The following is a 25,582-nucleotide window of genomic DNA, read 5'->3' on the forward strand; positions in this document are numbered from 1 at the left end:
AGGAAAGAAAAGATGATGCAATTATCTCGTGAAGAAAGATTACTTCACATAGGAAAAATGACAAATGTAAGAGATTTAGGAGGATATGAGACTCAAGAAGGGTATTATACTAAATCTCATAAATATGTAAGAAGTACGTGTCCTAGTGGTATAAGTGATGAGTTAAAAGAACAATTTTATCAATATGGAATTCGTACAGTAATTGATTTAAGAAGTGATTATGAACTTATTCATCAACCACATAGTTTAAAAGATTATAAAGATATTGAATATTATCATATTGATCTTTTACAAAATGAAAACTTATCGGTTTTACCTGATGATATTAAAGATTATCAAGATTTAAGTGGTTTTTATATTTTTATGATTGAAGCCAATAAAAAACAGTTTAAAAAAGTGTTTAATATCTTTTTAAATCATCCTTATGATTGTACATTATTTAATTGTTCAGCTGGTAAAGATAGAACAGGTGTTATCGCTTGTATGCTGTTAGATTTAGCTGGATGTCATGAGTATGATATTGTTAAAGATTATTCAGAATCTTATGAAAATAATATGGCTATGATTAAACAATTAGAAGAAATGATGCCACAGGAAGATGAAAAATTCTTAGGTTCTGATCCAAGAGTGATGATGAAGTTTATTGCTTATTTAAGAGAAACTTATGGTAGTACTAAAGGATATTTATTAAATATTGGTTTTGATGATGAAGAAATTGAAGAAATTAAAGAAAATTTCATAATTTAAAAGAAAAAAGGCCTCCTATTGTCATATATAAACATAGGAGGTTTTTTATGAAAGCATTAACATTTAAAGAAAAGCAAGATGTATTGGAAGATTTGTTTAAAAAGTATCATAGAGCTCTTTTGCAACTTAAATTTTTAAAAGAGAAAAGTTTTTATCCATCAATTCAATATGATACTGTTAAAGAAAAGAAATTGTATTATCAAGATAAAGGAAGTCGATTGAATGATGATTTAATGTTGAAAGAAGATTTAGAAAAAGTAATTTCAACATTTGAATTTATTTTAGATTGTTTATCAAAGGATAGTAGATTGATTATTGAAAAAGAGTTTATAGAAAAAGAAAGAAAAGATTGGTGGGTGTATTATTATTCTCGAAGTACATATTATCGTTTAAAAACAAGAGCGATGGAAGAAACTCTTTATTACTTTAGTTGTTTATAAAAATCATAAAATTTAAATATAAAGCAAAAAATAGCCAAATAATATAAGGAATATTTAAATAAAAACTTGTTTTATTAATTTGTTTAAAAAGAATCATCATATAAATAACAGTAACTATCAAAACAAGTAAAATCATTAAAGCTATAAAATAATTATGAAGATTAAAGAAGAAAAGAGGCCAACAAAAATTAATAAATAATTGAAAGGTATAAATAATTAAAGCATTTTCTCGACGATCATCCTGGCTTATATAAATCATATAACTAGAGATACCCATCAAAATATAAAGAAAAGTCCAAACAATTGGAAATAACCATCCTGGAGGGGATAATAAAGGTTTATTTAGATGCATATATGTTTCCATTTGTTGACGTGTTAACCAAGCACTTAATCCACCTACAAGTAATGGAATAATAAGATTTATTATAAATGTTCTTTTTTTCATTATGTTCACCTAATTTAGTATATCCATATTTATTAAAAATAGACGTTCAAATCATGAATGAGATGTTATATAATAGAATATATTGGAGAAAGAGGTAACTATGAAATTAGTAAGTTGGAATGTAAATGGAATAAGAGCATGTTTACAAAAAGGTTTTTTAGATAGTTTTCATCAATTAGATGCTGATATTTTTTGTGTTCAAGAAACAAAAATGCAAAGTGGACAAGCTGATTTAACAATTGAAGGTTATGATTTTTATTTAAATAGTGCGGTAAAAAAAGGTTATAGTGGAACACTTATTTATACTAAGAAGAAACCATTAAATGTTTTTTATGGAATGAATAAAGAAGAACATGATCAAGAAGGTAGATTGATTACATTAGAATTTGAAGATTATTATGTGATTACTTGTTACACTCCTAATAGTCAAAATGAATTAAAACGTTTATCTTATCGAATGAAATGGGAAGATGATTTTTTAGCATATCTTGAAAGTTTGGATAAGCCACTTATTTTATGTGGAGATTTAAATGTTGCTCATCAAGAGATTGATTTAAAAAATCCTCAATCAAATCATAAAAATGCAGGTTTTTCAGATGAAGAAAGAGCAAAGATGACACAATTATTAAGTCATGGTTTTATTGATACGTATCGTTATCTTTATCCGTTAAAAGAAGGAGTTTATTCTTGGTGGTCTTATCGCTTTAAAGCAAGAGAAAAGAACGCGGGTTGGCGTATTGACTATTTTATTGTTAGTGAGTGTTTGAAAGATAAAATTATAGACGCTACAATTGAAACATCAATTATGGGAAGTGATCATTGTCCAGTGACACTTACGATTGATCTTTAGTGGAGGTGTATGATGAATTTGATACAAACAATTAACTTTTCGCCATTGATTACAATTTCTATTATTGCCTTGACGATTGTTTTAACAATTTTTGGTTATTATTATATTAAAGCAAAACATTAAAAAGAAGGAAAATACATTTCCTTCTTTCTTTTATTTTTCTAAATGTTTACAACTATAATATGATGGAATACCATCTTTATATGTGACATGAACTTCTCCTTGAATAAGTGGATATAAATATTCATAAAGTTCTGGAGTAATATCATTACCTTCTTTGTTGATCCATTCTACAGGAATCTTTTGTTCATAGTTAGCTACTTCTCTTACATCAGTAGAAATATAATCAATTTCATAAGGATGGTTAGATACACGTTTGAATCCCATTACATGCCCTGAAACATTTTCTAAAGCCTTATCAACAGCTTTAGAACCAATTACAAATGATTCATTTAAATCAGTTTTACTAGCAATATGCATAGCACATCTTTGTAATACATTTAATTCAATACTTCTTACTTTACATCCAAATTCTTTAAATACTAAAGATTCAAGTAACTTTCCTGTTCCTGAATGTAAAACATGTCCAAATGCATCTTTTTTAGCGTATTTACTATCATCATCTAAGAAATGACCGTTTTGATCTCTAATTCCTTCAGATACAGCAATAACAACGCATCTTTTTCTTTTCATTACTTCATGAATATCAACTAAAAATTTATCTTTATCAAAAACAACTTCTGGTAAATAAATAAGATCAGGTGCAACATTATATTCATTTCTTGCAAGAGCTGCAGCAGCTGTTAACCATCCTGCATTTCTTCCCATGATTTCAATGATTGTCACTGATTGTAATTGATAAATTAAACTATCATGCACAACTTCTAAGATTGAAGCTGCAACATATTTAGCGGCAGAACCAAATCCTGGTGTATGATCTGTTCCCATTAAGTCGTTATCAATTGTTTTAGGAATACCGATAAAATGAATATCACTATTGATATATTTAGCGTAGTTATCTAATTTCATAACGGTATCCATTGAATCATTACCACCAATATAGAAAAAGTCAGTGATTTCTAATTCTTTTAAAATTCTAAATAATTTAACATAAGTATCTTCATCATCTTGAAAAGTAGGTAATTTATAACGGCAAGAACCTAAATACATGGCAGGTGTTTGTTTTAAAGCGTTGATTTTATCACCATCATCAAATTCTTCTAATAAATCCATATATCTACCTTCCAATAGACCTTTGATACCATTGATCATCCCATAAACATTATCAAATTCTTGAGATGCTTTAGCACGATGAATAATCCCAGCAAGACTAGCATTAATTGCGATTGTGGGTCCTCCAGATTGTCCAATAATACAGTTTCTTTTCATATTCTTCTGTCTCCTTTAACGCCTTTATTCTATCAAATACCTTTGTCAAATAAAAGCAATCTCTTATTCTTTTTGTCTTTTTTTGATGAAAATAAGTGTTAAGATCACAATAGCAAGAATAATGAGAACAATAAAATAAAGCAAAAGCTGTTGATTTTCTTTTTTAGAAATTACACGAAAAGATAAATCATTTCCTTCAATAAAAATCTCGAAAAGATTTATAGTCACAACATTTTGTTGATATTTACCTATATTACTAGAAATAATAGTACCAGGCATAGTAATTTTAAAGTTACAAGTGGCATTACTTGAATTTAAAAGTTTTAATGTATTTTTATAATGACTTAATTCTGAAGTGTCTAATATTTTTTTATTAATGTTGATTGTTAAAATATATTTATTGTTTTGTTTTTTTAATTGAGAAATTTCTTTGATAAAAGAAGCAGGTGCTTCTATTGAAAGGGAAGAAGATGTTTGTTTTTTGATTTTCCAATCTTTAAAAAAATCATATTCTAATAATTGTTTTTTGATTTGTGCGATAGACATATTATATTTTTCTAAAACTTGAGGTTCAATAGTAAGTTCACTATAAAGAGTAGGCTTTTTTATTTTAGAATAATTTAAAGAAATCAGACAATCAACACAGCCTGTTAAAATAAAAGAAAGAGATAAAATGATACATATTTTTATTATTTTTTTCATAGAATCCTCCAAATAAGCAAATGTTTTGTTATAATTATTAACAGTTAAATACATTTTTAGTTCATATTTCTATATTAAAATAAATTAGGTGATAAAAATGAAGGTTGATATTGTTTATACAACAAAATCTAAATATATAAAGTATGTTGCTGACGAAATGGCAAGATGGGTTAAAACACATGCACAAGACTTAAATCATTATCAAAAAGGGCGTGATGTTGATTTACTTGTCATAGGGTTTGATGATACATTGTTTGAAGATAAACAATTGTTAGAGTTTATTCAGTCATTAAGTAGACAAAATGCAAAAAATGTTGCACTTATTAATTGCTTTTTTATAAATAATAAAAGATTGATGAAAGTGATACATCTTTGTCAAGATCAACAATTACCCTTAATGAGGGAACAATATACATTTAAAATGTCATTTAATCAAAGAAAAGAAATTGATCCGACAATTATAGATAATGCAAGACTCTATATTGAGGATATGGTCAATGTAATTAGAAATTATTATTAGGAGTAAGACTCCTTTTTTTATTTATTAAAGTAATAAAAAAATATTAAATTAATAAAAATATATTGACAGTAAATTATCATCGTGATATATTTTTGTCAAGATTTCTATTGGGGAACGGAAATCAAAAAATATAAGGGGGAAATCAAATGAAAAAACTTGAAATCATTATTAGACCAGAAAAGTTAGAAGATTTAAAAGATATCTTAACAGTTTCTGGTGTTACAGGAATGATGGTTTCCAATATTATGGGATTTGGAAATCAAATGGGGTATACCCATCAATATCGTGGAGTTACTTATTCAGTTAACTTAGTTTCAAAATTAAGAGTTGAAACAGTTGTTAAAGATGATATTGTACAAAGCATTATTGATAAAATTACTGAAGTTTTATCTAGTGGAAATGTAGGAGATGGAAAAATATTTGTTTATCCAGTTGAAGAAGCAGTCAGAATTAGAACTGGAGAAACAGGAGAAAATGCACTTTAAAAAATGAGGGGGATTTATTATGAGTGAGACATTTGCGGTATGGTTTTTAATTGGTGCTGCTTTAGTATTTTGGATGCAAGCAGGATTTGCAATGGTAGAAGCGGGATTTACAAGATCCAAAAATACTGGCAACATCATTATGAAAAACTTAATGGATTTTTGTATAGGGACATGTACATTTATTTTAATTGGTTTTAGTTTATTATTAGGTGAAGACTTACTTGGTTTTATTGGTAAACCAGGATTTGATATATTTACAAATTATGCAAACTTTGATTTTTCAAACTTTGTATTTAACTTAGTATTCTGTGCAACAACAGCAACAATCGTTTCTGGAGCAATGGCAGAAAGAACAAAATTCTTATCTTATTGTGTTTATTCAGGAGTGATTTCAGCACTTATTTATCCAATTGAAGCTCATTGGATTTGGGGTGGTGGATGGTTATCACAACTAGGATTCCATGATTTTGCTGGATCATGTGCGATTCATATGGTTGGTGGTATCTCTGCTTTAATCGGTGCTAAAATTTTAGGACCACGTATTGGTAAATTTGATACAGATAAAAATGGTAAAGTCGTTAAAGTTAACGCTATTCCTGGACATAACATTACTGCTGGTGCTTTAGGTGTATTTATTCTTTGGCTTGGATGGTATGGATTCAATGGGGCGGCTGCTACAACTGTTCCACAACTTGGTTCAATTTTCGTAACAACAACAGTGGCACCAGCCATTGCAACTGTTTCTTGTTTGATCTTTACTTGGGTCAAATATGGTAAACCTGATGTTGGTATGTGTTTAAATGCTTCACTTGCAGGTTTAGTAGCAATCACTGCTGGATGCGACGTCACAGATGTTTTAGGATCAATTATTATTGGTACTGTTGCTGGATTACTTGTTTGCTTTGGAGTTTGGTTCTTAGATTATAAATTACACATTGATGATCCTGTAGGTGCTGTTGCTGTACATTGTTGCAATGGTATTTGGGGAACAATTGCTGTTGGTTTATTTGCGACAACTTCTGCACCAGAAAGTACTTTAACAGGTTTATTCTACGGTGGTGGATTTGATTTATTAATTAAACAATTAACAGGTGTTTTATCAGTAGGTATTTGGACAGCAATTACTATTACAATTACTTTCTATATTATTAAAAAGTTATTTGGTTTACGTGTTTCTGAAAGAGAAGAAATTGTAGGACTTGATTTAGAAGAACATGGATGTGAAGCATATCCAGAATATATTAAAAAATAATTTTTTAAGAGTCATTGATTTGACTCTTTTTTTTGTTGTAGAAAAAACTAAAGTAGATTATACTTTTCATGGGTGAGGGAGTATATGAATAAAAGATTAGAACAATATTTTTATTTGATTTTAGGTTCAACGTTGTTATCAATTGGGATTTGGTTATTTGTTACACCGAATCAAATTAATTTTGGAGGTATGATTGGTTTAGCACAATTAATAGATTATTTCATACATAAGTTTATTGTTATTCCAAAATCAATTAATATTTTAGGAATTATCAATTTATCAATGAATATTCCATTATTTATATTTGGTTATAAAATAATGAATAAAGAATTTTGTTTTAAAACAATTATTTCTTTAATTATTCAAACAATATTATTATCCATTTTACCAGCAATTAAAGAACCAATTGTAGAAGATGCTTTATTGAATGTTGCTTTTGCAGCAATTATTTGTGGAATAGGGGTAGGACTTGCTCTTCGTAGTAGTGGTTGTTGTGGAGGTATTGATATTGCAACAGTTTGTTTAGTTAAGAAAAATCCTGATTTTAAAGCTGGACAGTTATCAATTATATTTAATGTTGTTTTATTTGGAATATGTTTATTTATTTATGATATTAAAATTATCATGTATTCAATTGTTTTTGTTGCTATTTTATATACAACAGCAGATAAGTTCCATCTACAAAATATCAATGTAGCCGTATTAATATTTACAAAAAATAAAATGATCAAAAAAGCAATTATGGAACAAATGGGAAGAGGAGTTACCTATTGGATGGGTAAAGGTGCTTATACTGAAACAGAACAAGAAATCCTTTATGTAGCCATCAATAAATATGAAATTCAACAACTCAATAAAATTGTTTCTTCATTAGATCCAAAAGCATTTGTGACTCTTGCACAAGGACCGATGGTTCATGGAGGGTTTGAAAAAAGATTATAAAAAAAGGCATCGTAAGATGCTTTTTTTGTATACGTAAAATCAAATAAAAAAATGGTGGTTCCGGGCGGAATCGAACCACCGACACGAGGATTTTCAGTCCTCTGCTCTACCGACTGAGCTACGGAACCATCATTTGGCGGTCTGGACGGGACTCGAACCCGCGACCTCCGCCGTGACAGGGCGGCATTCTAACCAGCTGAACTACCAGACCATTTTGGTTGCGGGAGAAGGATTTGAACCAACGACCTTCGGGTTATGAGCCCGACGAGCTACCAGACTGCTCCATCCCGCGATATTAAGTTTTTTAATAAATGGCGGAGATTGAGGGATTCGAACCCCCGCAGGACGTTAATCCTCTGCTGGTTTTCAAGACCAGTCCCTTCAGCCAGACTTGGGTAAATCTCCGCAATATTAATGGTAGCGGGAGGGGGATTCGAACCCTCGACACTCCGGGTATGAACCGAATGCTCTAGCCAACTGAGCTATCCCGCCATAATATTGAAATTTATTAAATTAATTGGTGGAGCCAAGCGGGATCGAACCGCTGACCCCCTGCGTGCAAGGCAGGTGCTCTCCCAGCTGAGCTATGGCCCCAATTTTATAAATGGTCGGGAAGACAGGATTTGAACCTGCGACCCCCTGGTCCCAAACCAGGTGCACTACCAAGCTGTGCTACTTCCCGTCACTGCCCTTATAATTATACATATATTTTCATTTTAATCAAGCTTTATTTTAAAAAAATATTAAAATAAATTTTACCATATTTTAATATACTTTAAAAAAGTATGATAAAATGTATATAATTTATGATTTTAAGGAGTTGAAAAAAATTGAAAAAATTATGGAAAATCTATGAAAAAGAACAGATAGAGTTTATAAATAATTTTATACAGGCGCTATCAATGCAAAGACTTAAAGATATTGGAATGAATTGTGGAGTTGAATATACTGCTTTTGATTTCTTTTCAAATATTGTTCCATATTCACGTTATCAACATAGTATAGGGGTTGCTTTAATTGTTTATCATTTTACACATGATTTTAAACAGGCAACAGCAGGTTTGCTTCATGATATAGCAACTCCTGTTTTTGCACATACAATTGATTTCTATCATCAAGATTATTTAAAACAAGAATCAACAGAGTTAGATACGAAAAAAATAATCGAACGAGATAGTTCGTTAGTTTCTTTAATTCATAGGTATCATTTAAAGATAGATGATGTTTGTAATTATCATTTATATCCTCTTTGTGATAATGAATCTCCTAAACTTTCTGCAGACCGTTTAGAATATACATTAGGAAATATGTATAGTTATGGATTTTGTGATTTTGAAACGATTCAAACAATTTATAATGATTTAAAAGTGAATGACACGCAAGATGAACTTATTTTTAAACATGAAGAAATGGCCATTCTTTTTACAAGAATGATGTTAAAGTGTGCACATGTTTATATTTGTGATGAAGATCGTTATGCAATGCAATATTTATCTTACATTATTAAAAAAGCAGTCAATAAAGGTGTAGTCACCGAAAATGATTTTTATCTTCAAGAAAAGGACTTTATTCATTTGTTGATAAAAGATAATGAAATTAAAAGATTATGGGTGAGTTATCAACAATTAAATTGTATCTATAAAGGAAAAAATAAGAACTTTTTTTGTAAACAAATCCCTGCTAAAAAAAGATATATTGATGTTTATGTAGAAAATAAAGGAAGGATTTCTAAAATTAATGAGGATATAAATCAAGAAATACAAACGTTTTTAGCAATTGATTTAAGTGAATATTTGTGGGGGAAATGTGAATAGGGTGCATAAAAGGTGAATAACTTAAGTTATTCACCTTATTCACATACTTGTTCACGTTTTGATGAAGTAAATGAAGGATTATAAGCATAATAATTTTTCTTATCTAATTGACTCTTGACATATTCAAGACCTTCAGCAAAACGTTGATAATGAACAATTTCTCTTTCTCTTAAAAAACGAATGACTTTATTAACATCTTCATTTTTACTTAAAGCAAGAATGTTGTCATATGTCGTCCTTGCTTTTTGTTCTGCAGCCATGTTTTCTGTTAAATCAGAAATAGGGTCTCCTACAGATTGAAAAGTATCTGCACTAAAAGGAATACCTGCACTGTTTGTTGGATAAATTCCTAAAGTGTGATCAGTAAAATAAGCATCTAGTCCACCCTCTTTAATTTCTTGAGGTGTTAGACCATTTGTAAGTTGATAGAAAAGAGTACTAATAATTTCAACATGAGCAAGTTCTTCTGTACCAATGTCTGTCAATAAGGCTTGAATTCTTGGATAAGGCATCGTATAACGTTGACTTAAATAACGAAGTGCTGCACCTAGTTCACCATTAGGACCACCAAGTTGTGAAATAACAATTTTTGCAGTTTTAGCATCAGGTTTTCTTACATTAACGGGATATTGCAAGCGTTTTTCATACAACCACATGTTGATCCTCCTTTCATCCAAGGAAATGGTTCATTGATATAGTTTTCAATATTCTTTCCGTCTCTATTTGTAAGAGCACCACCATTTTTTAAATAAGTTTCTTTCATCTTTAAAAGATGTTTCATCCCTTCTTTATAATATTTTATAGCTTCTTGATCATGAGGATGTGTATCTAAAAATAAGGTAACATCTTGAATACAAAAATCTAATTTACTTATTTGTAATAATGTATCATCCACGATGCATCACCCATGGCTTATCAAGTTGTTTAAAAATGGTTCCTTTATCAAAAGCAACATTCATTTTATAAATATCTTTAAATGATTGTATCTTGATAGAGGATATTGTTAATTCTAATTCATTCATATTTAACCTCCTCAAAATTATCCTATGTGACAATTTTTTTTATTTATAGGCAAATATCTATTGCATAATTATAAAATATATGATATATTAATTGAGCAAACCTAATTAGGGGTATAGTTCAATGGTAGAATACCGGTCTCCAAAACCGTTGATGTGGGTTCGACTCCTACTACCCCTGCCAGTTTGTGAAATGCACATCCTAGATGTGTTTTTTTGTTTGTGTAGTGTGAATATAGTTGTGAATGAAGTGAATAACTCAAGTTATTCACTTTTTTGTGCACAATTTTATCATTAATGTGCATAAAGTATAGATTAAGCTTTATGTAAATAAAAAATGAGTATAGAAAACTCATTTTTTTATTGTGTATAACTTGTGAATTATGTGCATTAATTGTTTATAAGTATAATCATAATCAAAGAAACAAATAAAAAAGTTACTATGGAAGCTAAAGTTAAAATAATTTTATTAGTTTTATCTTTGAAAATCTTTTTTAAAAGAAAATAAATACCTACTCCTACAAGTGCTCCTGTTGTATTGGTAATTAAATCAGTAATATCGCTTGCTCCAATACAAAAGATATATTGAGATAGTTCTAATGAAAAGCTAAATAAAAAACCTAGAAAAACAGTTCTTTTACTATCAATATTTAATGTTTTTAAATAGAGACCAAATGGAATAAATATAATTAGATTATCAAGAACTTCTCTTATTTGATAAGTTGTTTTATTTGGATAATAAAAAGGAATTAAATTAATGCTTCTAAATTGAGGTAATTGATCGATAGAAATCGCTAATTTAAAAAGTATAATCCAAATGACTAAAAATATGTAAATAGTAAATAATATATGTGTAGTTTTTTTCATAAAGACTCCTTCTATAGAAATAGGTTGAGAAAAAGCTCAACCTATTTAAATTAATTTATTTTTTGAAAGAATATCAATGACAGCTGGCATGTTTTCATCATCAATAGTGTAATGTCTATTTGGATCAAGCCTATTTTTAGTTGTAAAATAAATAGATAACTCATAAGTGCCACTATCTGTAGGGTCATAATATTCAGTAATGAGTTTTTTATCTATCATTTCATGAACACATTTTATAAAATTATTCTTATCATCTTTTGTGTAAGTTTTCATTTTCATATCTTCAATTTTTTGATTGTTGAATGTGAGAGATGTCTTTTCATCTGTAGTATCTGCTTCATAGTGATCAAAAGATACAACGATTCTTTCTACATCAGAGCTTTTTGGTAACTCATAGATTGTATTAAAACCTTTAGTATCTAAATAAATATTAGAAAAACCAATACAAGCAACAATTAAAACAATAAAAAGTGAAGGTATTTTCCAAGTGAAGTAAACTTTTCTCTTTGAAAAATAATACATAATTAAATAGAGAATAAAAATAATTGAAAACATTAAAATCGTCATTCTTAAATCTTCAAGATCATAGACAAATAACATCATTGATAATGTACTTAAGGTAATGATAAGTGGATACATAAAGATTGATGTTGTATATGTTTCACTTTGTTCAACCGTACGTGTTAAAAATAAACGATAATTTATAAAATAAAAGATAACACTTATAACAATCCAATACAAAATAAAGATACGAGAAACAAGATGTGATAATAAATACAAATGTTGATAAAGACCACTATAAATAAGACTTATATAACTAAGGATTATTTTTAATGATTGTGTGTAGTTTCCATATCCTAACATAAATGATTCTGCTACCTTTGTTGCACAAGTGTTAAGTGCAACAAAGACAAATAATGGGATAACCATATAAGCAATTGAACAAATTAAACTGTCAATAACATTTTGTGTTAAGAGAGTTACAAAAGTAACAATTGTATTCATTGCAAACATATGGACGATTGTAATTATTATTGCTAGAATGAATTTGTCAGCTGGAAAAGAAAACATATAAGCACCAATAAGTTGATCTATAATTTGGTAAATAACAACAGGTACAATAGTTGCAAAGTAAGAAAATAAACTTGTTGTTAAATAAAGTGATTCTTTTTTTATTGGTAAGGAAAAGTAAAGTATATTACTTTTCTTTTTTTGTAAAAAAGAAAACAGATAAATAGGGACAATAAAAGATAACATAAATCCATAAGCTAAAGGAATTATTTGTGCAAAACGCGTTATATTTTCATCGTTTAAAGGTGCATAATCAAATTTATTGATTAGTAGAAAAGGAATAATGATTCCAATTACATAAATAAGAATAAGATATTTCTTATTTTGTTTTATTAAATATTTAAAATAATCTTTATTAATCATAGACACCATACCCCTTTCTTTCCATTTCATAAATAAATATTTCTTCTAAATTTACAGGTAAAACTTCTAACATAATTGGATTGAACATTCTTAAATAATCTTTAATTTCATTGATGTCTCCTTTAACAACCATATTAATCACACGAGATTGTTTATGGAAAGAGAGAACATCTAAATGACTGAATTCTTCTTTGTTTAATTCTTCTTTAAAAGCTAATTGTATTTTATGAATATGATCTTTAATATCATAGAGATCACCCGATGTTGTCATACATCCATTGTCTAAAATCCCAAAGCTATCACAAATATCTTCTAATTCTCTTAAATTATGAGATGAAATAATGACTGTCATATTTTCATCAATGATTTGATTAATAGCTTTTTTAAAAGCTAAACGCATAACAGGGTCTAAACCATCAAAAGCTTCATCTAATAATAAATATTTTGGTGCAATTGCAAGTGCTAAAGCAAACATTGCTTGTCTTTTCATTCCTTTTGAATAGTCTTTTAAAGGTTTATTTTGTGGTAAACGGAATAAATCGACATAATGTTGATAGGTTTCTAAATTGAATTGTGGATAAAAAGTAAGATAGAAATCTTTCATTTCATCAATAGTAGCAAAGTGAAAATAGTAGGGATCATCACTAATGAATAAAATATCTTTTTTAACATCAGGATTTTCATAAACATCTTTTCCATCAAATAAAATACTTCCTTCATCACATTTAGAAATCCCATTTAATAAATAAAGTAAGGTTGATTTCCCAGCTCCATTAGGACCAATCAAACCAAAAATACTTCCTGAGGAAATTGTGACATTTAAATGATTTAAAACATTTTTATTTTCAAAAGATTTCATCACATCTTTAATTTCAATCATACAGTTTCCTCCTTATATACTTCTTCAATAATTTCTAATAATTTGTCTTTGGTAATTTGATGCTTTTTCATTTCATTGACACATCCTTTAAAATCATCTAATTTATCGTCTTTAATCAATTGATCAGTTTGATTATCAGCAATAAAACATCCTTTTCCTTTAATGGAATAAATATAACCTTGGTTCTCTAATTCTTGATAGGCCTTAGAAACAGTATTAGGATTAACGCCAATATCTGTTGCAAGAGATCTTACCGAAGGTAATTTATCATTAGGAAGTAAAATACCAATAGAGATAAACTCTAAGATTTGTTTTTTGAGTTGTTCAAAGATAGGAATTTTACTTTGAATATCTATTATAAACATAGAGCCCTCCTAACTGTATTAGTGTCACTAGTACACTAATACAGTATAATACATTTAATGATTTGTCAATAAGGTAAAGAAAAAAAGAGCTCATTGAGTGAACTCTTTTTCATGTTTTTTGAAAAAGTCATAAAAATAACGTACGTTTTCTAATTGATACCAAGGCGTGACTTGGCATTCTTTAGCATCAAGATTATATATTTTAGCATCTAAAGTTCCTAACATAAAAGGAGAATGAGTAGCAATAACAAATTGACATCCTAAATAATGTGCGAGTTTATTAATTTCATGGGCTAATGCAACCTGGTTGGCAGGGGATAAAGAAACTTCAGGTTCATCTAATAAATAAAGCGCTTCAGGTATAAGGTATTCTTGAAAAAACTGTAAAGAGGTTTCTCCATTGGAATACTTTTCTTGAGAAAAAATAATATTTTCTATTCTTTGTTCTTTTTCTTAATTAACCATCTGACACATGTGCATAGTATGGTTCGGATAAATTGAGTACAGTAATAATTGCTTTTTTAGGACATGGATGTGATTTCAAAACATATTTCTGTATTTTGTTCATGAAGTTCTTTCCAGTATATCTATGGTTGAAACGCCATTCTTGTTCATTCAAAAACAAAGGTAAGTCACGTTTAGTTACTCCATGATATATACCAGTAATATTATTCTTTATATCACCAATTAATACATTAAGCCAATACAATCTATGATTTTCTTCATCATAGAGTATTTTTTCTGATTTTAATGTTATTTTATCAGTTAATCCTAAAAAAGTTGTTTTTCCATCAGTGTTTAGTATTCTTTCTTTTGAAAGTATTGCTTTTTTTGAGATGAATCTAACAATATTATTTGTACTATCTACAGCTACTGGCATTAATTTTAAAAATTTTGGATATTTATTTTCTTTATCTGTTGATAACATTACTAAAAAGGGTTGCTGTTCAGTAGCAACTCCTTGTTTGTGTTCTTCTTTACTTTTTGAGCCTATATAAGCAACGTCTGCTTCATAAAAAAAGCTGTCCAGAATTTTTTCACTGTTACTTTGGGACATAAGAATCCTACATTTTCTACAAAGTAATAGCGCTGTTTTATAATTTATTTCTAATTCATTAGCTAATTCAATCGCAGACAAACCTTTATTTGCCGTAAAAAAGAGATACATTCCTAAAATCAATTTATAAAGATCTAGCTTATTATCTTGAAATATAGTATTAGAAAGTAAGTAATGTTGATGACCACATTCTTTACATTGAAAGACATCACCTCTTTTAATGGAATAGTAATGTGTACATCCACATTTTTCACAGTAAAAGCCAACAGGCCATTTCATTTTAAAAAAGAATTTTACACATTCATCATGATTATTTGCATATTTTCTAGTTAAAGTAATTAAAGAATCCTTTTTTGGTTTTTGATTTTTAGCCATAGTATCCACCTCTTTAAGAAAAGTATATAATATTTTAAAGAAGTGATAGATTATACTCCTCGGTTTAAAGTGAGAATAACGGAGTTAAATCAAAAGATGTGTCAGATGGTTAATTAAGTTCTTTTTTATGATCCAAAATACTTTGAGCTTTTTCTAAAGATAAACCATCTTGCATATAATCATAAGTTAATCCATGTTCTAAAATTGCTTTTTGTTGTATTTTTTTAATTTCATAGAGAATATCTTCACTTTTGATATAACGACTATTTTCAGGAAGATGATAAAAAGGAACACCGTATTCATTACTTCCCAAACTATAGGCACATTCATTTTCAAATCTTTGACAATAATTTTCTGAACCATAATTATTGCTTGCAGGGCTTTCTTTTCCTTTTATCTTTAGTTTTCCAGCAATAATATTTAAAAGAGTAGATTTTCCACAACCATTATTTCCATAGAAAATAGTAATAGGTGCAAAAGAAAAGGGTTCAATGTATTTATCTTTAAAGACACTATAAGGATAAATATTAGGGTTTTTAAGTTTTTTGTTACTTAATTTAAAGCTACTTAAATAAATCATAGAATGACCTCCTCGTATAATTTAATCTTAATTGATGAGAGTTAAAAAGACAATAAATTTATAGAGTATTATTTTTATTGAATATTGCAGGTTTACTTGGAAGAAAGTATATGATTCGATATAATATATTTTAATAAAAGGGGAAATAATATGAATGAAAATCGTGTTCAAAAATATAAATTAGCGAAAAAAATTTCAAATCAAATTGAGTATTTAGAAAATAAAAAGCATGTTCAATTTAATATAATGTCTAAAAAAATAGCGGGTGAGAAATTATTAGAATATAACTATATAAATTTAATAACTCCGTATAAACATAACTTTGCAAAAACAAATGAAAAAAAAGAAGTGATTAAAGTAAATGGAGAACATATTTACGAAAGGAATGTTGAATTTAGTGAATATTATGATTTGTTTATGAATGAAAGAAAATTATATCCGATGATTATTGAAAACATACTAGATTTTGAAATTCATTTCAAGTCAATAACAGCTTATCATATTTTAACTTTGAATCAATTAACAGATTCTAATCAATTGAGGATGTTTTTTGATGGCTTAAAAATAAGAGCTGCAATTTTAGAAAATAGATATAATGAACAAAGAATAAAACATATGAATGCACATTTAGAAAAACTAAAAGAACAAATTTTTAATTATGCAGATATTTATTGTTTCTTTGATAGAATGAGTTTAGGAAATATGTTAACTGTTTTCACGTGTCTTGATAAAAAACAACAAGATGTAATTTTTGAAGATTTAAAGCGATTTAATATGAATTTAAATGTACAAAAGATACCAGATTTTATTAATAAAATTTTTTGTTTGGTTTCTATTCGTAATTGTGTAATGCGTAGTAATAGTTTAGAAATATTAATTAGATTTTATAATCCTAAGACCCATGAACTACGAAAAGTATCTGATAGGAAAAAATATTTAAATATGATTAAAGAATTATGTAAAGAAAAAACTCATGATTATTCATGAGTTTTCTTCCGCACCAAGTGCCATTTACATTATTATTATATGCAAATACAGAAAAAAGACAACACAAAATTAAAAATGAAACAACAAAAAGTAATAATACCTATAAAATAGTTCAAATTTTTAAAAAGTATTGTATTGAATCTTATAAGTTGTGTGGTAATCCACCAAAAAAAGCGGTGTTCCCAACCATTAAGAGGGAGTTAAAAAAGCGGTGTACGCCACCAAATCAAGTTATATAATTTGGAAAAGAGCGAGTTAAAAAGGAGAGAGTATTCCTATTTGGAATGCTCTCTTTGATTTATCTAATGAATAAATAAGCTGTATAAATGATATAGAGTAAAATACAAAGAAGACCTTCTTTTCTGTTCATTGATTTATTTGTTTTTGCAAATAGATAAAGTAGAATGCTACTTACTAGTAAGATAATACAATCTATAATTGATTCATTTATAACAGTAAGTGGTGAAAGTGTCGCAGAACATCCTAAAATAAATAAGATATTAAAGATATTAGAGCCAATAGCGTTACCTAAAGCTAAACCACTTTCTCCCTTTTTTGTAGCAACAATAGAAGTTACAAGTTCAGGAAGAGAAGTACCAATAGCAACAATCGTAAGTCCAATGAAATTTTCGCTAACACCTAAATTTCTAGCAATAATACAAGCTTGATCAACGACTTGTTGTCCACCCAAAATAACGAAAGCTAATCCTAAAACAATAAATAGAATACTCGTTAATAGAGAACGTGTTTTTGTGTTGTCTTCATTTTGTTGGTGACAAATCGCTTCATAAATCATTCTTCCAAGATAGATAATCATTAATAAAATAAGAAATATTCCTTCTAATCTTGAAAGTTTTCCATCAAATAACATGATAAGTAAAATGAAAGTAACGATGATATTAAAAGGAAGATCCTTTTTTAAAATCGTTTTATCTGTTTTAAATGAAGCTAAAAAAGCACAGATACCAACAACAATTAAACCATTAAAAATATTAGAACCAATAATATTGCTTAAAGCTATTTCGTTATTTCCTGTAAATGCAGCACGTATACTTACCGATGCTTCTGGCGCGCTCGTTCCCATTGCTACAATCGTTAAACCAATGATTACACTGGGTACTTTTAGAAATCTTGCCAGATTACAGCTTCCCTCAACAAATAAATCAGCACCTTTAATTAGAAAAATAAAACCAATAATTAATAAAATATATTCCATGTTTTCCCCTTTCTTGCGAAAAAGTCAACAAAAAAGACTTTTATCGCATCAAAAAAATTGATTGATAAAAGTCTCGTTATTTACTCATAATAACCGGCTATAAGCGTGATGACGATTATTAGAACATCGAAGATGCTAACTACTCTCTTTTATATAAAAATAATAATTGATAATCATAAATAAATCAATTCTATTTTAATATATGTTAAAATATTTAATGTAGAATCAAATTTGAGGTATTTGTATGAAAAAATTATATTTAATAGGTGGAACAATGGGCGTTGGCAAAACAACCACATGCCAAGTTTTAAAAACAAAATTAGATAAAAGTGTATTTTTAGATGGTGATTGGTGTTGGGATATGCATCCGTTCATGGTTAATGAAGAAACAAAAAAGTTAGTTTTAGAGAATATCTGCATGTTATTGAATAATGATTTAAAATGCAGTGTATTTGATCATATTATTTTTTGTTGGGTAATGCATGAACAAAGTATTATCGATGATCTGCTTTCACGCCTAGATTTAAATGATGTAAAAGTAATAGCGATTTCTTTAGTTTGTCAAAAAGAAGCTTTAGAAAAACGTATTCAAAAAGATATTGATCAAGGAATTAGAAAACCAGATGTCCTTGCTCGTAGTGTAGAAAGATTAGAAATGTATCAAAAATTAAATACATATAAAATTGATGTTTCTAATAAAACAATTGAAGAAATTGTTAAAGAAATAATAAAAGTAGGTGATGAAAATGATTAGACATATTTTATTTTGGAATTATACAAAAGAAGTTAAAGAAAACCATTTAGAAAAAGAAACACTTCAAAAATTAAAAGAATCAGTTCAAACTTTAGAAGGAATTGAAGGCTTATTATGTGTGGAAATGGAAGAAAACTTGACTTCAGGTTATGATCTTGTTTTTTATAGTGAGTTTGAAAATTTAGAAGCTTTAAAGAATTTTCAAAATCATCCATTACATGAAGCACATAAAAAGCGTTGTATGAATCTTGTTTGTGAGCGTTTATGTGGAGATATTGAAAGATGAAAACAGAACATATTGAAGTTGTAGATTATGATTCGAAGTGGGTAAATGATTTCAATCAAATTAAAGGGGAAATAGAAGAAGCTTTAAAAGATTTAGTGCTTGCTGTTGAACATGTAGGAAGCACTTCTGTTCCTTTACTAGCAGCTAAACCAATCATTGATTTAGATGTTGTAATTGATCAAAATGATTTAAAAGAAGTTATTTATCTTTTAGAAAATCATGGTTATATTTATGAAGGCGATTTAGGTCTTAAAGATCGCGAAGCTTTTAGATATGAAGGAAAAGAGCATTTAAGAACACATCATCTTTATGTATGTCCACAAGATTCTAAAGAATTGAAACGACATCTTGCTTTTAGAAATTATTTAAGAAAACATCCAAATACTGTAAAAGAATACGGTAAAATTAAAAAAGAAGCAGCAAAGTTATATCCAAATGATATTGAAAAATATTGTATGTATAAATCACAAATTATTGAAAAAATTTATAAGGAAATAGGTTTAAAATGAAAAAAAGCTATAAGGGGTACATTGTTTGGATGATTTTATTTTGTGTTGGCATGGAATTGATGATGATTGTTGGTTTGAAAAATCTTAAACTATTTAGCTTGATTTTAGGTAATTATATGCTTATGATGATAACCTTGCTTACAGGAATGATTTACAAAAATGAATGTATTTATTGGTATTCAGGAATGTCTTATCAAGAAGCAATTGAGGCAACAAGTATGTCAAGAAAAAAGTATGCTTATAAACATTTTATACGTTTTTTTATAACATGTTTATTGTATTTATTTTATTCAATAATAGCTTATTTTTTGTCATTTTCATTTGGAATGAATATGACAATTTGTTGTTTGTTGATTGTGGTGTGTGCCCTCAACACGACATCTATTAAGTTATAAAGGAGTTTTTATGAGTTTTATTACAACGTATACAAAAAAATATTTTGATCCATTAAATGTTGATGAAAGTTTATTAGATATTAAAGATATTGCACATGCACTTTCTTTGATATGTCGAGGAAATGGACATGTTCAATATTTTTATTCCGTAGCTCAACATAGTCTTGCTTGTGCTAAGGAAGCAAAGACAAGAGGATATAGTAAAGAAGTTATTTTAGGATGTTTGTTGCATGATGGAAGTGAAGTTTATTTAAGTGATGTTACAAGACCGATAAAAAAAGAACTTACTTATTATTTAGAAGTGGAAGATGTTTTACAAAATGTTATTTGGAAACATTTTATTCAAAGAGATTTAACAAAAGAAGAAACTAAATTAGTTTTTGAAATTGATGATGAAATGTTATCTTTGGAACTAAAAGAATTATTAAATGATGAAATCAATAGGAATTATTTAAAGTTGCAAAGAAAAGTTGATTTAAGTTTTGTAGCTTTTGAAACAATTGAAAATGAATTTATAGAATTTTATAAAGAGACGATGGAAATTTAAAATCGTCTTTTTCTTTACCCTTTCCTTATTTCTGTGCTAAAATTTGAGTATATATTTTTAAGGGGGACTCTCATATGGAACATGTTACATTTGATGAATTTTTTGATTTTGTAAAGAATGAAGATGCTGATTGATATATTCCTGGCCTAAAAGAATATTTTGAAGGTTTAAATCAAGATGAAATTTATATACAAGACAATTTTTTGGGAAAACTTGTTTTTCAATTTAATAAATTTGAAAATAATTTAAAGAAAGCTGTTTTTGATAAGTTTATCTGTTATAAAAAAATGATGGATGAAAAAGAAAAAAGTAAACTTAAAAACAGTGCTAATGAAATAGCCAATGTTGATTTAGAAAGTGCTTATTCTTACAATGAACTTTTTGACAATGTTTCTCATAACAAATTATTAGAAGATATTAATAAATATAATAATTGTGGGGATGTTGATTCTGATTTTGGAATAGAATTAAGATTTAATGAAATACATGAAAAAGAAACTTTTAACCAAGGTTCTTTAGATATTATAGGAAGTGTTTCATTTAACTCATATAAAAGTGGAAAAGTCTTTGACTTTCCATTTACAATGACCATTGGTTTAGATTCAGACTCTTATTTTGAAAAAGAGGGGGATATCTATAAGATATATAAATTTAGGGAGTTCTATGCTTTTTCTAAAACCTATGGTACAGAAGATACAATACATTATAGATATAGAAAAAATGATTTTCCATTAGAAAAATATGGTACATACGGTGTACATGTTGATAGTGATATTCCTTTTGCTGGTGATAAGTATTCAATTTATATGTTTAGAAATGACTATGCCCCATTTAAATATGCTTTCCAATATGATTGTCTCACTCATTTAGTTAAATCTGAACTTGGAAAAGAGCTTTTAGAAAATGGTGCTAAAGAAGATTTATTAAAAATTCTTTATAATAGAATAGCCTATGTTGTTGATGAAAGCCTTATGCCAAAATATGATTAAGATGTTATCTTTAAAACAATTGAAAATGAATTTATAGAATTTTATACAGAGGCGATATGAATTAAAATCGTCTTTTTTACTTAATATTTACATAATATTAACGAGAATACGCTACTTCTCTTTAAATGTGTTTTGATACAATTAAATAGCATTCAATGCACTCAAATAAGGGAGGAAAAAATGAATAAGAAGATTATAAAAGGAGCTATGTGTTTATCAATGATATCATCAATTGCACTTACAAATGCATCATTGATTAAACCGATAAATGCGATAGCTTCACAAATTACAGGAACAACACATACAGGTTCTTTTAACGTAGATAGTTTAACATTACAACCAGGTGAAACAACATCCTCAGTCAATGTCAATTGGTATGCACCAGAAGGAACAGGTAATTCTATGATTCAATTTGGTGATCAAACGTATCAAGTTGAAGCAAAAGATTTAACTTCACCAACAAAAGTAGATACTAGTAAATATAAGGATACTGGAAAAAAAGTATGTAAAGTAACTGTTAATGGTTTACAAGCAGATACGCAATATACGTATTATATTTCAAATGATAATGGAAATACATGGTCTAATGCCTATACGTATACAACACCAAAAAATGATAGTTTTAAGTTTGGATTTACGAGTGATCCACAAATAAAAGAAAACAAAGAAACCGATAGTAAGGGATGGAATCCAAGCGATGGAACGAATCAGACTGGTTGGGCAACAATGATGTCTGAATTAGAAGAACAAGGTGTAAATCTTGTTGTTTCTGCAGGTGATCAAGTAGAAGATCAAAGCTGGGGTAAATCAAGTGAATATGATAGCTTTTTTGCACCAACACAAATGACATCTATTCCTTATGCACCAGCTGTAGGAAATCATGATAGACATTATATGTTTGCGGATCACTTTAATTTACCTCATCAAATGGATTCATTAGAAGAAGTAAAAACAACGTTTAGAGGACAAAATAGTGGAACAAGTCAAAGTCATGGAAACTATATTCAAGCAACAGCTGACGAAATAGCTGGTCAATTAGAATCAAATGGTGTTAAACCTAATGCTGAAGGACAATATGATTTTGTTGAAAGACGAGAGATGGAAACAAAAGGAAATTATTATTATTTATATAATAATGTCTTGTTTGTAACTTTAAATACAGGAGCTTATCCTGGCGGTAATGATGAAGAAAATGCAAGTAATGAATCCGTGCCAAGTGCTTCTAAAGGAAATGAAGAGGCGGAAGCAATTGTTAAGAATTTTAGAACAACTTTACAAGCTGCGACAAATGAATATCAAAATCAATATCAATGGCTTGTTGTAACACATCATAAATCAACACAAACAGTTGCTAAACATGCTGCTGATAGCGATATAGAAAACTATGTGGATGCTGGTTTTGAATCGTTAATGGATGATTTTAAAGTGGATTTTGTATTAGGTGGTCATGATCATGTTTATTCTCGTAGTTATGTTTTAAAAGGTGGAAAAAGAGTAAGTGAAAGACTTGATACAATTAATGATCCTCAAGGAACAATTTATTTAACAGGAAATTGTTGTTCAGATATGCAATACTATACACCATTTGAAAAATTAGATAAAAATAATAATGCTGATTTTCCAGTTTTAGCGAATGGTAAAAAAGGCTCACAAGCTTATTTGGAAGGTAATTCATTACCTTATGGTAATCAAGAATGGAATCAAGAATATAGTCCAAGTTATGCTGTATTTGATGTAAAAGATAATAAAATGTCTGTTAAGGTTTATAATTTAGACGGTGATAGTCAAAATCCAGATAGTAAAGAAATTGATGCTTTTACAGTTACTAAAAAGAGTGATGGTGGAAGTAAAACAACAGGTTTTGAAAACGCAAAAGCTTTATTATCATTGCAACAAACAGGTCGTTATGATTCAGGTATAACAAATGCTGATGGTGGTGTTATTGAAATTGTTGATTATAACAATCAAACAGGTTGGGCTTATGCAGTTAATGGGCAATCTGGAAAACTTGTTGCTATTGCACTTAAAGATATAGAATCAAAAGATAAAGTTGATTTATTAGATGGTAATGATATTGATATTAAATCAATTGTAGAAAAAGCAGATTCATCTTTTGTTTATGGTGATATGACATCTGTTTCAGTAAGTCATGATGGAAAATATTTAGCACTAGCAATTCAAGCAGCTAATTATAAAGACAATGGTAGAATAGCTCTATTTGAATGTCATGAAGATGGAACAATTGGACTTTTAAAAATTATTGAAGTTGGAGTTCAACCAGATATGGTTGTTTATACAAATGATGATACTCAAATTTTAACTGCTAATGAAGGTGAACCTAGAAATGGTTATACTTCTACGGATCCTAAAGGAACAGTAAGTATCATTAATACCAAAACTTTTGAAGCTAATCATGTTGGTTTTGAAGCGTTTGATAGCCAAGAAGCAAGACAAAAACTTGTTGATCAAGGAATTGTTATTAAAAAAGGAACAAAACCATCAGAGGATTTTGAACCAGAATATATTGCTGTGTCAGATACAAAAGCATACATCACTTTACAAGAAAATAATGCCATTGCCATAATAGATTTAAAAACACAAAAAATTGAAAGTGTTATGAGTGTTGGCTATGAAGATTATAGTAAAGTAAGTGTAGATATTGATAAAAAAGATGGAAAATATGCGCCTCAAACTTATAATTCATTAAGAGGAATTCGTATGCCAGATGCTTTAAGTGTGTATACAGTAGATGGTGTTGATTATATTGTTACAGCTAATGAAGGTGATAGTCGTAAATGGGGAGACTATACAAATGAAAAAGAAGTTAACTTTGGAAAAGGGAAAACTTCACCTACAGAAAAGATTACTTCTGAAAATAGTGGTTTAACTGGTAAAGTTGTATTCTTTGATTCATCTGATTATGATGGTTTAGATAATGATAAAGATTATTTATTTGGTGGTAGATCTTCTACAATCTTTAAAGTAGAAGGAAATACAATGAAAGAAGTATTTACTACAGGAAATGATTTTGAAGCAGTAACAGCAAAATATATTCCAGATCATTTTAACTGTTCTAATAATGATATCACAATAGATGATCGTTCTGGGAAAAAAGGCCCTGAAAGTGAATCGGTGACAATTGGTAAGATTGGTGAAAAAACATTTGCTTTTGTAGGTTTAGAAAGAGTTGGTGGGGTTGTAGTTTATGATATTACTACACCAGAAAAAGCAACGTATGTTAATTATATCAATTCAAGAGATTTTACAAGTGATATTGCTGGAGATGATTCACCTGAAGGAATGAAATTTATTTCAAGCGAACAAAGTAAAACAGGGGAACCTCAATTACTTGTTGCTTATGAAGTTTCAGGAACTTTAGGAGCTTATGATTTAACATTAAATACATCTTTAGATAAAGATAGTGAAGCAAATGGTAATAAGCCAGAAGATAAAAAAGATGAAAATATAATTATTACTGATACAAATAACAAAGATAATAATACTCAAGATTCTCTAAAAATAAATAAAGAAAATATCAAACAAAAGAAAGTAAAAACAGGAGATAATACAATGATTAGTTTCTATGTAATTACTTTATTTATAAGTTTATTTGTAGGTGTATTCTTTATTAAAAAACATCAAAAAGTTAAATAAAACGATAAGAAGACTAAATTAAAAATATAAATTTAGTCTTCTTTTTACTTTTACTTAACATTTCTTTTCATAAAAATGATAG

29 protein-coding genes, 8 tRNA genes and 1 pseudogene are annotated in these 25,582 nt (G+C 28.3%); 17 read left to right on the forward strand and 21 right to left on the reverse strand.

Features of this window, described 5'->3' with window-relative positions; all coding sequences use genetic code 11:
• The first annotated feature begins 12 nt into the window (after positions 1-12).
• Both ACLVEP_RS01395 and ACLVEP_RS01400 read left to right on the forward strand, forming a co-directional pair.
• Positions 13-747 (forward strand): tyrosine-protein phosphatase, encoded by a 735-nt coding sequence (locus ACLVEP_RS01395; RefSeq protein ID WP_412582323.1) that lies wholly within the window; start codon positions 13-15, stop codon positions 745-747.
• Positions 748-794: 47 nt separating this feature from the next.
• On the forward strand, positions 795-1,187 hold the full coding sequence (locus ACLVEP_RS01400; RefSeq protein WP_318000531.1) for an MG284/MPN403 family protein: 393 nt from the start codon (positions 795-797) through the stop codon (positions 1,185-1,187).
• On the opposite strand, the gene ACLVEP_RS01405 is transcribed toward ACLVEP_RS01400, so the two are convergent.
• Positions 1,174-1,632, reverse strand: a complete 459-nt coding sequence (locus ACLVEP_RS01405; RefSeq protein WP_412582325.1) for a TspO/MBR family protein — start codon at positions 1,630-1,632, stop codon at positions 1,174-1,176. The two genes, ACLVEP_RS01400 and ACLVEP_RS01405, sit on opposite strands and share 14 nt — an antisense overlap.
• A 100-nt stretch (positions 1,633-1,732) precedes the next feature.
• Between ACLVEP_RS01405 and ACLVEP_RS01410 the strand changes: the two genes are divergently transcribed.
• Entirely contained in the window at positions 1,733-2,482 is a 750-nt protein-coding gene (locus ACLVEP_RS01410; RefSeq protein WP_318000529.1) for an exodeoxyribonuclease III, read from the forward strand.
• A gap of 153 nt (positions 2,483-2,635) precedes the next feature.
• Here the strand turns inward: ACLVEP_RS01410 and ACLVEP_RS01415 are convergent, their stop codons facing one another.
• On the reverse strand, positions 2,636-3,871 hold the full coding sequence (locus ACLVEP_RS01415; RefSeq protein WP_412582327.1) for a 6-phosphofructokinase: 1,236 nt from the start codon (positions 3,869-3,871) through the stop codon (positions 2,636-2,638).
• Positions 3,872-3,934: 63 nt separating this feature from the next.
• On the reverse strand, positions 3,935-4,573 hold the full coding sequence (locus tag ACLVEP_RS01420; RefSeq protein WP_412582329.1) for a hypothetical protein: 639 nt from the start codon (positions 4,571-4,573) through the stop codon (positions 3,935-3,937).
• Positions 4,574-4,670: 97 nt separating this feature from the next.
• On the opposite strand from ACLVEP_RS01420, the gene ACLVEP_RS01425 reads away from it, so the two are divergent.
• From ACLVEP_RS01425 to ACLVEP_RS01440, 4 genes and pseudogenes are all read left to right on the forward strand, one after another.
• Positions 4,671-5,093, forward strand: coding sequence for a hypothetical protein (locus tag ACLVEP_RS01425; protein WP_412582331.1), 423 nt, complete (start codon positions 4,671-4,673; stop codon positions 5,091-5,093).
• A gap of 146 nt (positions 5,094-5,239) precedes the next feature.
• Complete coding sequence (locus tag ACLVEP_RS01430; protein WP_412582332.1) at positions 5,240-5,578, forward strand: P-II family nitrogen regulator; 339 nt, start codon at positions 5,240-5,242, stop codon at positions 5,576-5,578.
• A 19-nt stretch (positions 5,579-5,597) separates the two neighbouring features.
• Positions 5,598-6,806: pseudogene (locus tag ACLVEP_RS01435) on the forward strand (ammonium transporter); the annotation flags it as partial.
• A 108-nt stretch (positions 6,807-6,914) separates the two neighbouring features.
• Positions 6,915-7,772: a YitT family protein gene (locus ACLVEP_RS01440; protein ID WP_412582334.1), complete on the forward strand. Its 858-nt coding sequence runs from the start codon at positions 6,915-6,917 to the stop codon at positions 7,770-7,772.
• Positions 7,773-7,824: 52 nt separating this feature from the next.
• On the opposite strand, the gene ACLVEP_RS01445 is transcribed toward ACLVEP_RS01440, so the two are convergent.
• The 7 genes from ACLVEP_RS01445 to ACLVEP_RS01475 form a co-directional block, all read right to left on the reverse strand.
• Positions 7,825-7,900: transfer RNA gene (locus ACLVEP_RS01445), tRNA-Phe, on the reverse strand.
• A 6-nt stretch (positions 7,901-7,906) separates the two neighbouring features.
• Positions 7,907-7,983, reverse strand: a tRNA-Asp gene (locus ACLVEP_RS01450).
• A gap of 4 nt (positions 7,984-7,987) precedes the next feature.
• Positions 7,988-8,064, reverse strand: a tRNA-Met gene (locus ACLVEP_RS01455).
• 20 nt (positions 8,065-8,084) lie between these two features.
• Positions 8,085-8,177: transfer RNA gene (locus ACLVEP_RS01460), tRNA-Ser, on the reverse strand.
• Positions 8,178-8,187: 10 nt separating this feature from the next.
• A tRNA-Met gene (locus ACLVEP_RS01465) sits at positions 8,188-8,264 on the reverse strand.
• Between the two features lie 26 nt (positions 8,265-8,290).
• Positions 8,291-8,366: transfer RNA gene (locus ACLVEP_RS01470), tRNA-Ala, on the reverse strand.
• A gap of 11 nt (positions 8,367-8,377) precedes the next feature.
• Positions 8,378-8,454, reverse strand: a tRNA-Pro gene (locus ACLVEP_RS01475).
• Between the two features lie 148 nt (positions 8,455-8,602).
• Here ACLVEP_RS01475 and ACLVEP_RS01480 point away from each other — a divergent pair.
• The gene (locus tag ACLVEP_RS01480) at positions 8,603-9,586 is read left to right on the forward strand and encodes an HD domain-containing protein (protein WP_412582336.1); all 984 of its coding nucleotides are present in this window, start codon (positions 8,603-8,605) and stop codon (positions 9,584-9,586) included.
• Positions 9,587-9,621: 35 nt separating this feature from the next.
• Here the strand turns inward: ACLVEP_RS01480 and ACLVEP_RS01485 are convergent, their stop codons facing one another.
• The 3 genes from ACLVEP_RS01485 to ACLVEP_RS01495 are packed head-to-tail and all read right to left on the reverse strand — an operon-like array spanning position 9,622 to position 10,608.
• Positions 9,622-10,242, reverse strand: coding sequence for a manganese catalase family protein (locus ACLVEP_RS01485; protein WP_412582337.1), 621 nt, complete (start codon positions 10,240-10,242; stop codon positions 9,622-9,624).
• Positions 10,200-10,481, reverse strand: a complete 282-nt coding sequence (locus ACLVEP_RS01490) for a spore coat protein CotJB (protein ID WP_412582339.1) — start codon at positions 10,479-10,481, stop codon at positions 10,200-10,202. Before ACLVEP_RS01490 ends, ACLVEP_RS01485 begins: the two co-directional genes overlap by 43 nt.
• On the reverse strand, positions 10,474-10,608 hold the full coding sequence (locus tag ACLVEP_RS01495; protein ID WP_412582340.1) for a spore coat associated protein CotJA: 135 nt from the start codon (positions 10,606-10,608) through the stop codon (positions 10,474-10,476). Before ACLVEP_RS01495 ends, ACLVEP_RS01490 begins: the two co-directional genes overlap by 8 nt.
• A gap of 107 nt (positions 10,609-10,715) precedes the next feature.
• Here ACLVEP_RS01495 and ACLVEP_RS01500 point away from each other — a divergent pair.
• Positions 10,716-10,789, forward strand: a tRNA-Trp gene (locus tag ACLVEP_RS01500).
• 206 nt (positions 10,790-10,995) lie between these two features.
• On the opposite strand, the gene ACLVEP_RS01505 is transcribed toward ACLVEP_RS01500, so the two are convergent.
• The 7 genes from ACLVEP_RS01505 to ACLVEP_RS01535 form a co-directional block, all read right to left on the reverse strand.
• A complete protein-coding gene (locus ACLVEP_RS01505) occupies positions 10,996-11,472 on the reverse strand; it encodes a VanZ family protein (protein ID WP_412582341.1) in 477 nt (158 codons plus the stop codon).
• 45 nt (positions 11,473-11,517) lie between these two features.
• Entirely contained in the window at positions 11,518-12,906 is a 1,389-nt protein-coding gene (locus tag ACLVEP_RS01510) for a hypothetical protein (protein WP_412582343.1), read from the reverse strand.
• Positions 12,899-13,786: an ABC transporter ATP-binding protein gene (locus tag ACLVEP_RS01515; protein WP_412113741.1), complete on the reverse strand. Its 888-nt coding sequence runs from the start codon at positions 13,784-13,786 to the stop codon at positions 12,899-12,901. The genes ACLVEP_RS01510 and ACLVEP_RS01515 overlap by 8 nt, the downstream gene beginning before the upstream one ends.
• Positions 13,783-14,151 (reverse strand): GntR family transcriptional regulator, encoded by a 369-nt coding sequence (locus ACLVEP_RS01520; protein ID WP_412582344.1) that lies wholly within the window; start codon positions 14,149-14,151, stop codon positions 13,783-13,785. Before ACLVEP_RS01520 ends, ACLVEP_RS01515 begins: the two co-directional genes overlap by 4 nt.
• Before the next feature lie 90 nt (positions 14,152-14,241).
• A complete protein-coding gene (locus tag ACLVEP_RS01525) occupies positions 14,242-14,589 on the reverse strand; it encodes an AAA family ATPase (protein ID WP_412582367.1) in 348 nt (115 codons plus the stop codon).
• A gap of 19 nt (positions 14,590-14,608) precedes the next feature.
• Positions 14,609-15,583: an IS1595 family transposase gene (locus ACLVEP_RS01530; RefSeq protein WP_257360652.1), complete on the reverse strand. Its 975-nt coding sequence runs from the start codon at positions 15,581-15,583 to the stop codon at positions 14,609-14,611.
• Between the two features lie 109 nt (positions 15,584-15,692).
• The gene (locus tag ACLVEP_RS01535) at positions 15,693-16,163 is read right to left on the reverse strand and encodes an AAA family ATPase (protein ID WP_412582345.1); all 471 of its coding nucleotides are present in this window, start codon (positions 16,161-16,163) and stop codon (positions 15,693-15,695) included.
• 150 nt (positions 16,164-16,313) lie between these two features.
• On the opposite strand from ACLVEP_RS01535, the gene ACLVEP_RS01540 reads away from it, so the two are divergent.
• On the forward strand, positions 16,314-17,150 hold the full coding sequence (locus ACLVEP_RS01540; RefSeq protein ID WP_412582347.1) for an Abi family protein: 837 nt from the start codon (positions 16,314-16,316) through the stop codon (positions 17,148-17,150).
• 298 nt (positions 17,151-17,448) lie between these two features.
• Here ACLVEP_RS01540 and ACLVEP_RS01545 read toward each other — a convergent pair whose 3' ends face one another.
• Entirely contained in the window at positions 17,449-18,366 is a 918-nt protein-coding gene (locus tag ACLVEP_RS01545) for a calcium/sodium antiporter (RefSeq protein WP_119362957.1), read from the reverse strand.
• Between the two features lie 244 nt (positions 18,367-18,610).
• Here ACLVEP_RS01545 and ACLVEP_RS01550 point away from each other — a divergent pair, with 244 nt between their 5' ends.
• The 7 genes from ACLVEP_RS01550 to ACLVEP_RS01580 all read left to right on the forward strand — a co-directional run bounded on the left by ACLVEP_RS01550 (position 18,611) and on the right by ACLVEP_RS01580 (position 25,500).
• On the forward strand, positions 18,611-19,120 hold the full coding sequence (locus tag ACLVEP_RS01550) for an AAA family ATPase (RefSeq protein ID WP_119362958.1): 510 nt from the start codon (positions 18,611-18,613) through the stop codon (positions 19,118-19,120).
• On the forward strand, positions 19,113-19,406 hold the full coding sequence (locus tag ACLVEP_RS01555) for a Dabb family protein (protein WP_172583781.1): 294 nt from the start codon (positions 19,113-19,115) through the stop codon (positions 19,404-19,406). Before ACLVEP_RS01550 ends, ACLVEP_RS01555 begins: the two co-directional genes overlap by 8 nt.
• Positions 19,403-19,915 (forward strand): GrpB family protein, encoded by a 513-nt coding sequence (locus tag ACLVEP_RS01560; RefSeq protein ID WP_117481375.1) that lies wholly within the window; start codon positions 19,403-19,405, stop codon positions 19,913-19,915. Before ACLVEP_RS01555 ends, ACLVEP_RS01560 begins: the two co-directional genes overlap by 4 nt.
• Positions 19,912-20,310: a hypothetical protein gene (locus ACLVEP_RS01565; protein ID WP_176827852.1), complete on the forward strand. Its 399-nt coding sequence runs from the start codon at positions 19,912-19,914 to the stop codon at positions 20,308-20,310. The genes ACLVEP_RS01560 and ACLVEP_RS01565 overlap by 4 nt, the downstream gene beginning before the upstream one ends.
• A 10-nt stretch (positions 20,311-20,320) precedes the next feature.
• Positions 20,321-20,857, forward strand: a complete 537-nt coding sequence (locus ACLVEP_RS01570) for a phosphohydrolase (protein ID WP_176827854.1) — start codon at positions 20,321-20,323, stop codon at positions 20,855-20,857.
• Positions 20,858-21,060: 203 nt separating this feature from the next.
• Positions 21,061-21,846 carry a hypothetical protein gene (locus tag ACLVEP_RS01575; protein WP_412582351.1) on the forward strand — a complete coding sequence of 262 codons (786 nt, stop codon included), beginning with the start codon at positions 21,061-21,063 and terminating at the stop codon, positions 21,844-21,846.
• 180 nt (positions 21,847-22,026) lie between these two features.
• A complete protein-coding gene (locus ACLVEP_RS01580; protein WP_412582353.1) occupies positions 22,027-25,500 on the forward strand; it encodes a choice-of-anchor I family protein in 3,474 nt (1,157 codons plus the stop codon).
• Positions 25,501-25,582 lie beyond the last annotated feature (82 nt).

The organism is Faecalibacillus sp. (assembly GCF_047023275.1).
In the GTDB taxonomy this organism is placed as follows: domain Bacteria; phylum Bacillota_I; class Bacilli_A; order Erysipelotrichales; family Coprobacillaceae; genus Faecalibacillus.

What these genes read in the sequence shown, in the direction of transcription:
- ACLVEP_RS01550 (WP_119362958.1), top strand. Translation starts at nt 18,611, where the DNA reads ATGAAAAAATTATATTTAATAGGTGGAACAATGGGCGTTGGCAAAACA.
- ACLVEP_RS01535 (WP_412582345.1), bottom strand. Translation starts at nt 16,163, where the DNA reads ATGATTTATTTAAGTAGCTTTAAATTAAGTAACAAAAAACTTAAAAAC.
- ACLVEP_RS01510 (WP_412582343.1), bottom strand. Translation starts at nt 12,906, where the DNA reads ATGATTAATAAAGATTATTTTAAATATTTAATAAAACAAAATAAGAAA.
- ACLVEP_RS01530 (WP_257360652.1), bottom strand. Translation starts at nt 15,583, where the DNA reads ATGGCTAAAAATCAAAAACCAAAAAAGGATTCTTTAATTACTTTAACT.
- ACLVEP_RS01515 (WP_412113741.1), bottom strand. Translation starts at nt 13,786, where the DNA reads ATGATTGAAATTAAAGATGTGATGAAATCTTTTGAAAATAAAAATGTT.
- ACLVEP_RS01395 (WP_412582323.1), top strand. Translation starts at nt 13, where the DNA reads ATGATGCAATTATCTCGTGAAGAAAGATTACTTCACATAGGAAAAATG.
- ACLVEP_RS01540 (WP_412582347.1), top strand. Translation starts at nt 16,314, where the DNA reads ATGAATGAAAATCGTGTTCAAAAATATAAATTAGCGAAAAAAATTTCA.
- ACLVEP_RS01400 (WP_318000531.1), top strand. Translation starts at nt 795, where the DNA reads ATGAAAGCATTAACATTTAAAGAAAAGCAAGATGTATTGGAAGATTTG.
- ACLVEP_RS01485 (WP_412582337.1), bottom strand. Translation starts at nt 10,242, where the DNA reads ATGTGGTTGTATGAAAAACGCTTGCAATATCCCGTTAATGTAAGAAAA.
- ACLVEP_RS01405 (WP_412582325.1), bottom strand. Translation starts at nt 1,632, where the DNA reads ATGAAAAAAAGAACATTTATAATAAATCTTATTATTCCATTACTTGTA.
- ACLVEP_RS01555 (WP_172583781.1), top strand. Translation starts at nt 19,113, where the DNA reads ATGATTAGACATATTTTATTTTGGAATTATACAAAAGAAGTTAAAGAA.
- ACLVEP_RS01505 (WP_412582341.1), bottom strand. Translation starts at nt 11,472, where the DNA reads ATGAAAAAAACTACACATATATTATTTACTATTTACATATTTTTAGTC.
- ACLVEP_RS01495 (WP_412582340.1), bottom strand. Translation starts at nt 10,608, where the DNA reads ATGAATGAATTAGAATTAACAATATCCTCTATCAAGATACAATCATTT.
- ACLVEP_RS01410 (WP_318000529.1), top strand. Translation starts at nt 1,733, where the DNA reads ATGAAATTAGTAAGTTGGAATGTAAATGGAATAAGAGCATGTTTACAA.
- ACLVEP_RS01565 (WP_176827852.1), top strand. Translation starts at nt 19,912, where the DNA reads ATGAAAAAAAGCTATAAGGGGTACATTGTTTGGATGATTTTATTTTGT.
- ACLVEP_RS01560 (WP_117481375.1), top strand. Translation starts at nt 19,403, where the DNA reads ATGAAAACAGAACATATTGAAGTTGTAGATTATGATTCGAAGTGGGTA.
- ACLVEP_RS01430 (WP_412582332.1), top strand. Translation starts at nt 5,240, where the DNA reads ATGAAAAAACTTGAAATCATTATTAGACCAGAAAAGTTAGAAGATTTA.
- ACLVEP_RS01440 (WP_412582334.1), top strand. Translation starts at nt 6,915, where the DNA reads ATGAATAAAAGATTAGAACAATATTTTTATTTGATTTTAGGTTCAACG.
- ACLVEP_RS01545 (WP_119362957.1), bottom strand. Translation starts at nt 18,366, where the DNA reads ATGGAATATATTTTATTAATTATTGGTTTTATTTTTCTAATTAAAGGT.
- ACLVEP_RS01520 (WP_412582344.1), bottom strand. Translation starts at nt 14,151, where the DNA reads ATGTTTATAATAGATATTCAAAGTAAAATTCCTATCTTTGAACAACTC.
- ACLVEP_RS01570 (WP_176827854.1), top strand. Translation starts at nt 20,321, where the DNA reads ATGAGTTTTATTACAACGTATACAAAAAAATATTTTGATCCATTAAAT.
- ACLVEP_RS01580 (WP_412582353.1), top strand. Translation starts at nt 22,027, where the DNA reads ATGAATAAGAAGATTATAAAAGGAGCTATGTGTTTATCAATGATATCA.
- ACLVEP_RS01425 (WP_412582331.1), top strand. Translation starts at nt 4,671, where the DNA reads ATGAAGGTTGATATTGTTTATACAACAAAATCTAAATATATAAAGTAT.
- ACLVEP_RS01420 (WP_412582329.1), bottom strand. Translation starts at nt 4,573, where the DNA reads ATGAAAAAAATAATAAAAATATGTATCATTTTATCTCTTTCTTTTATT.
- ACLVEP_RS01415 (WP_412582327.1), bottom strand. Translation starts at nt 3,871, where the DNA reads ATGAAAAGAAACTGTATTATTGGACAATCTGGAGGACCCACAATCGCA.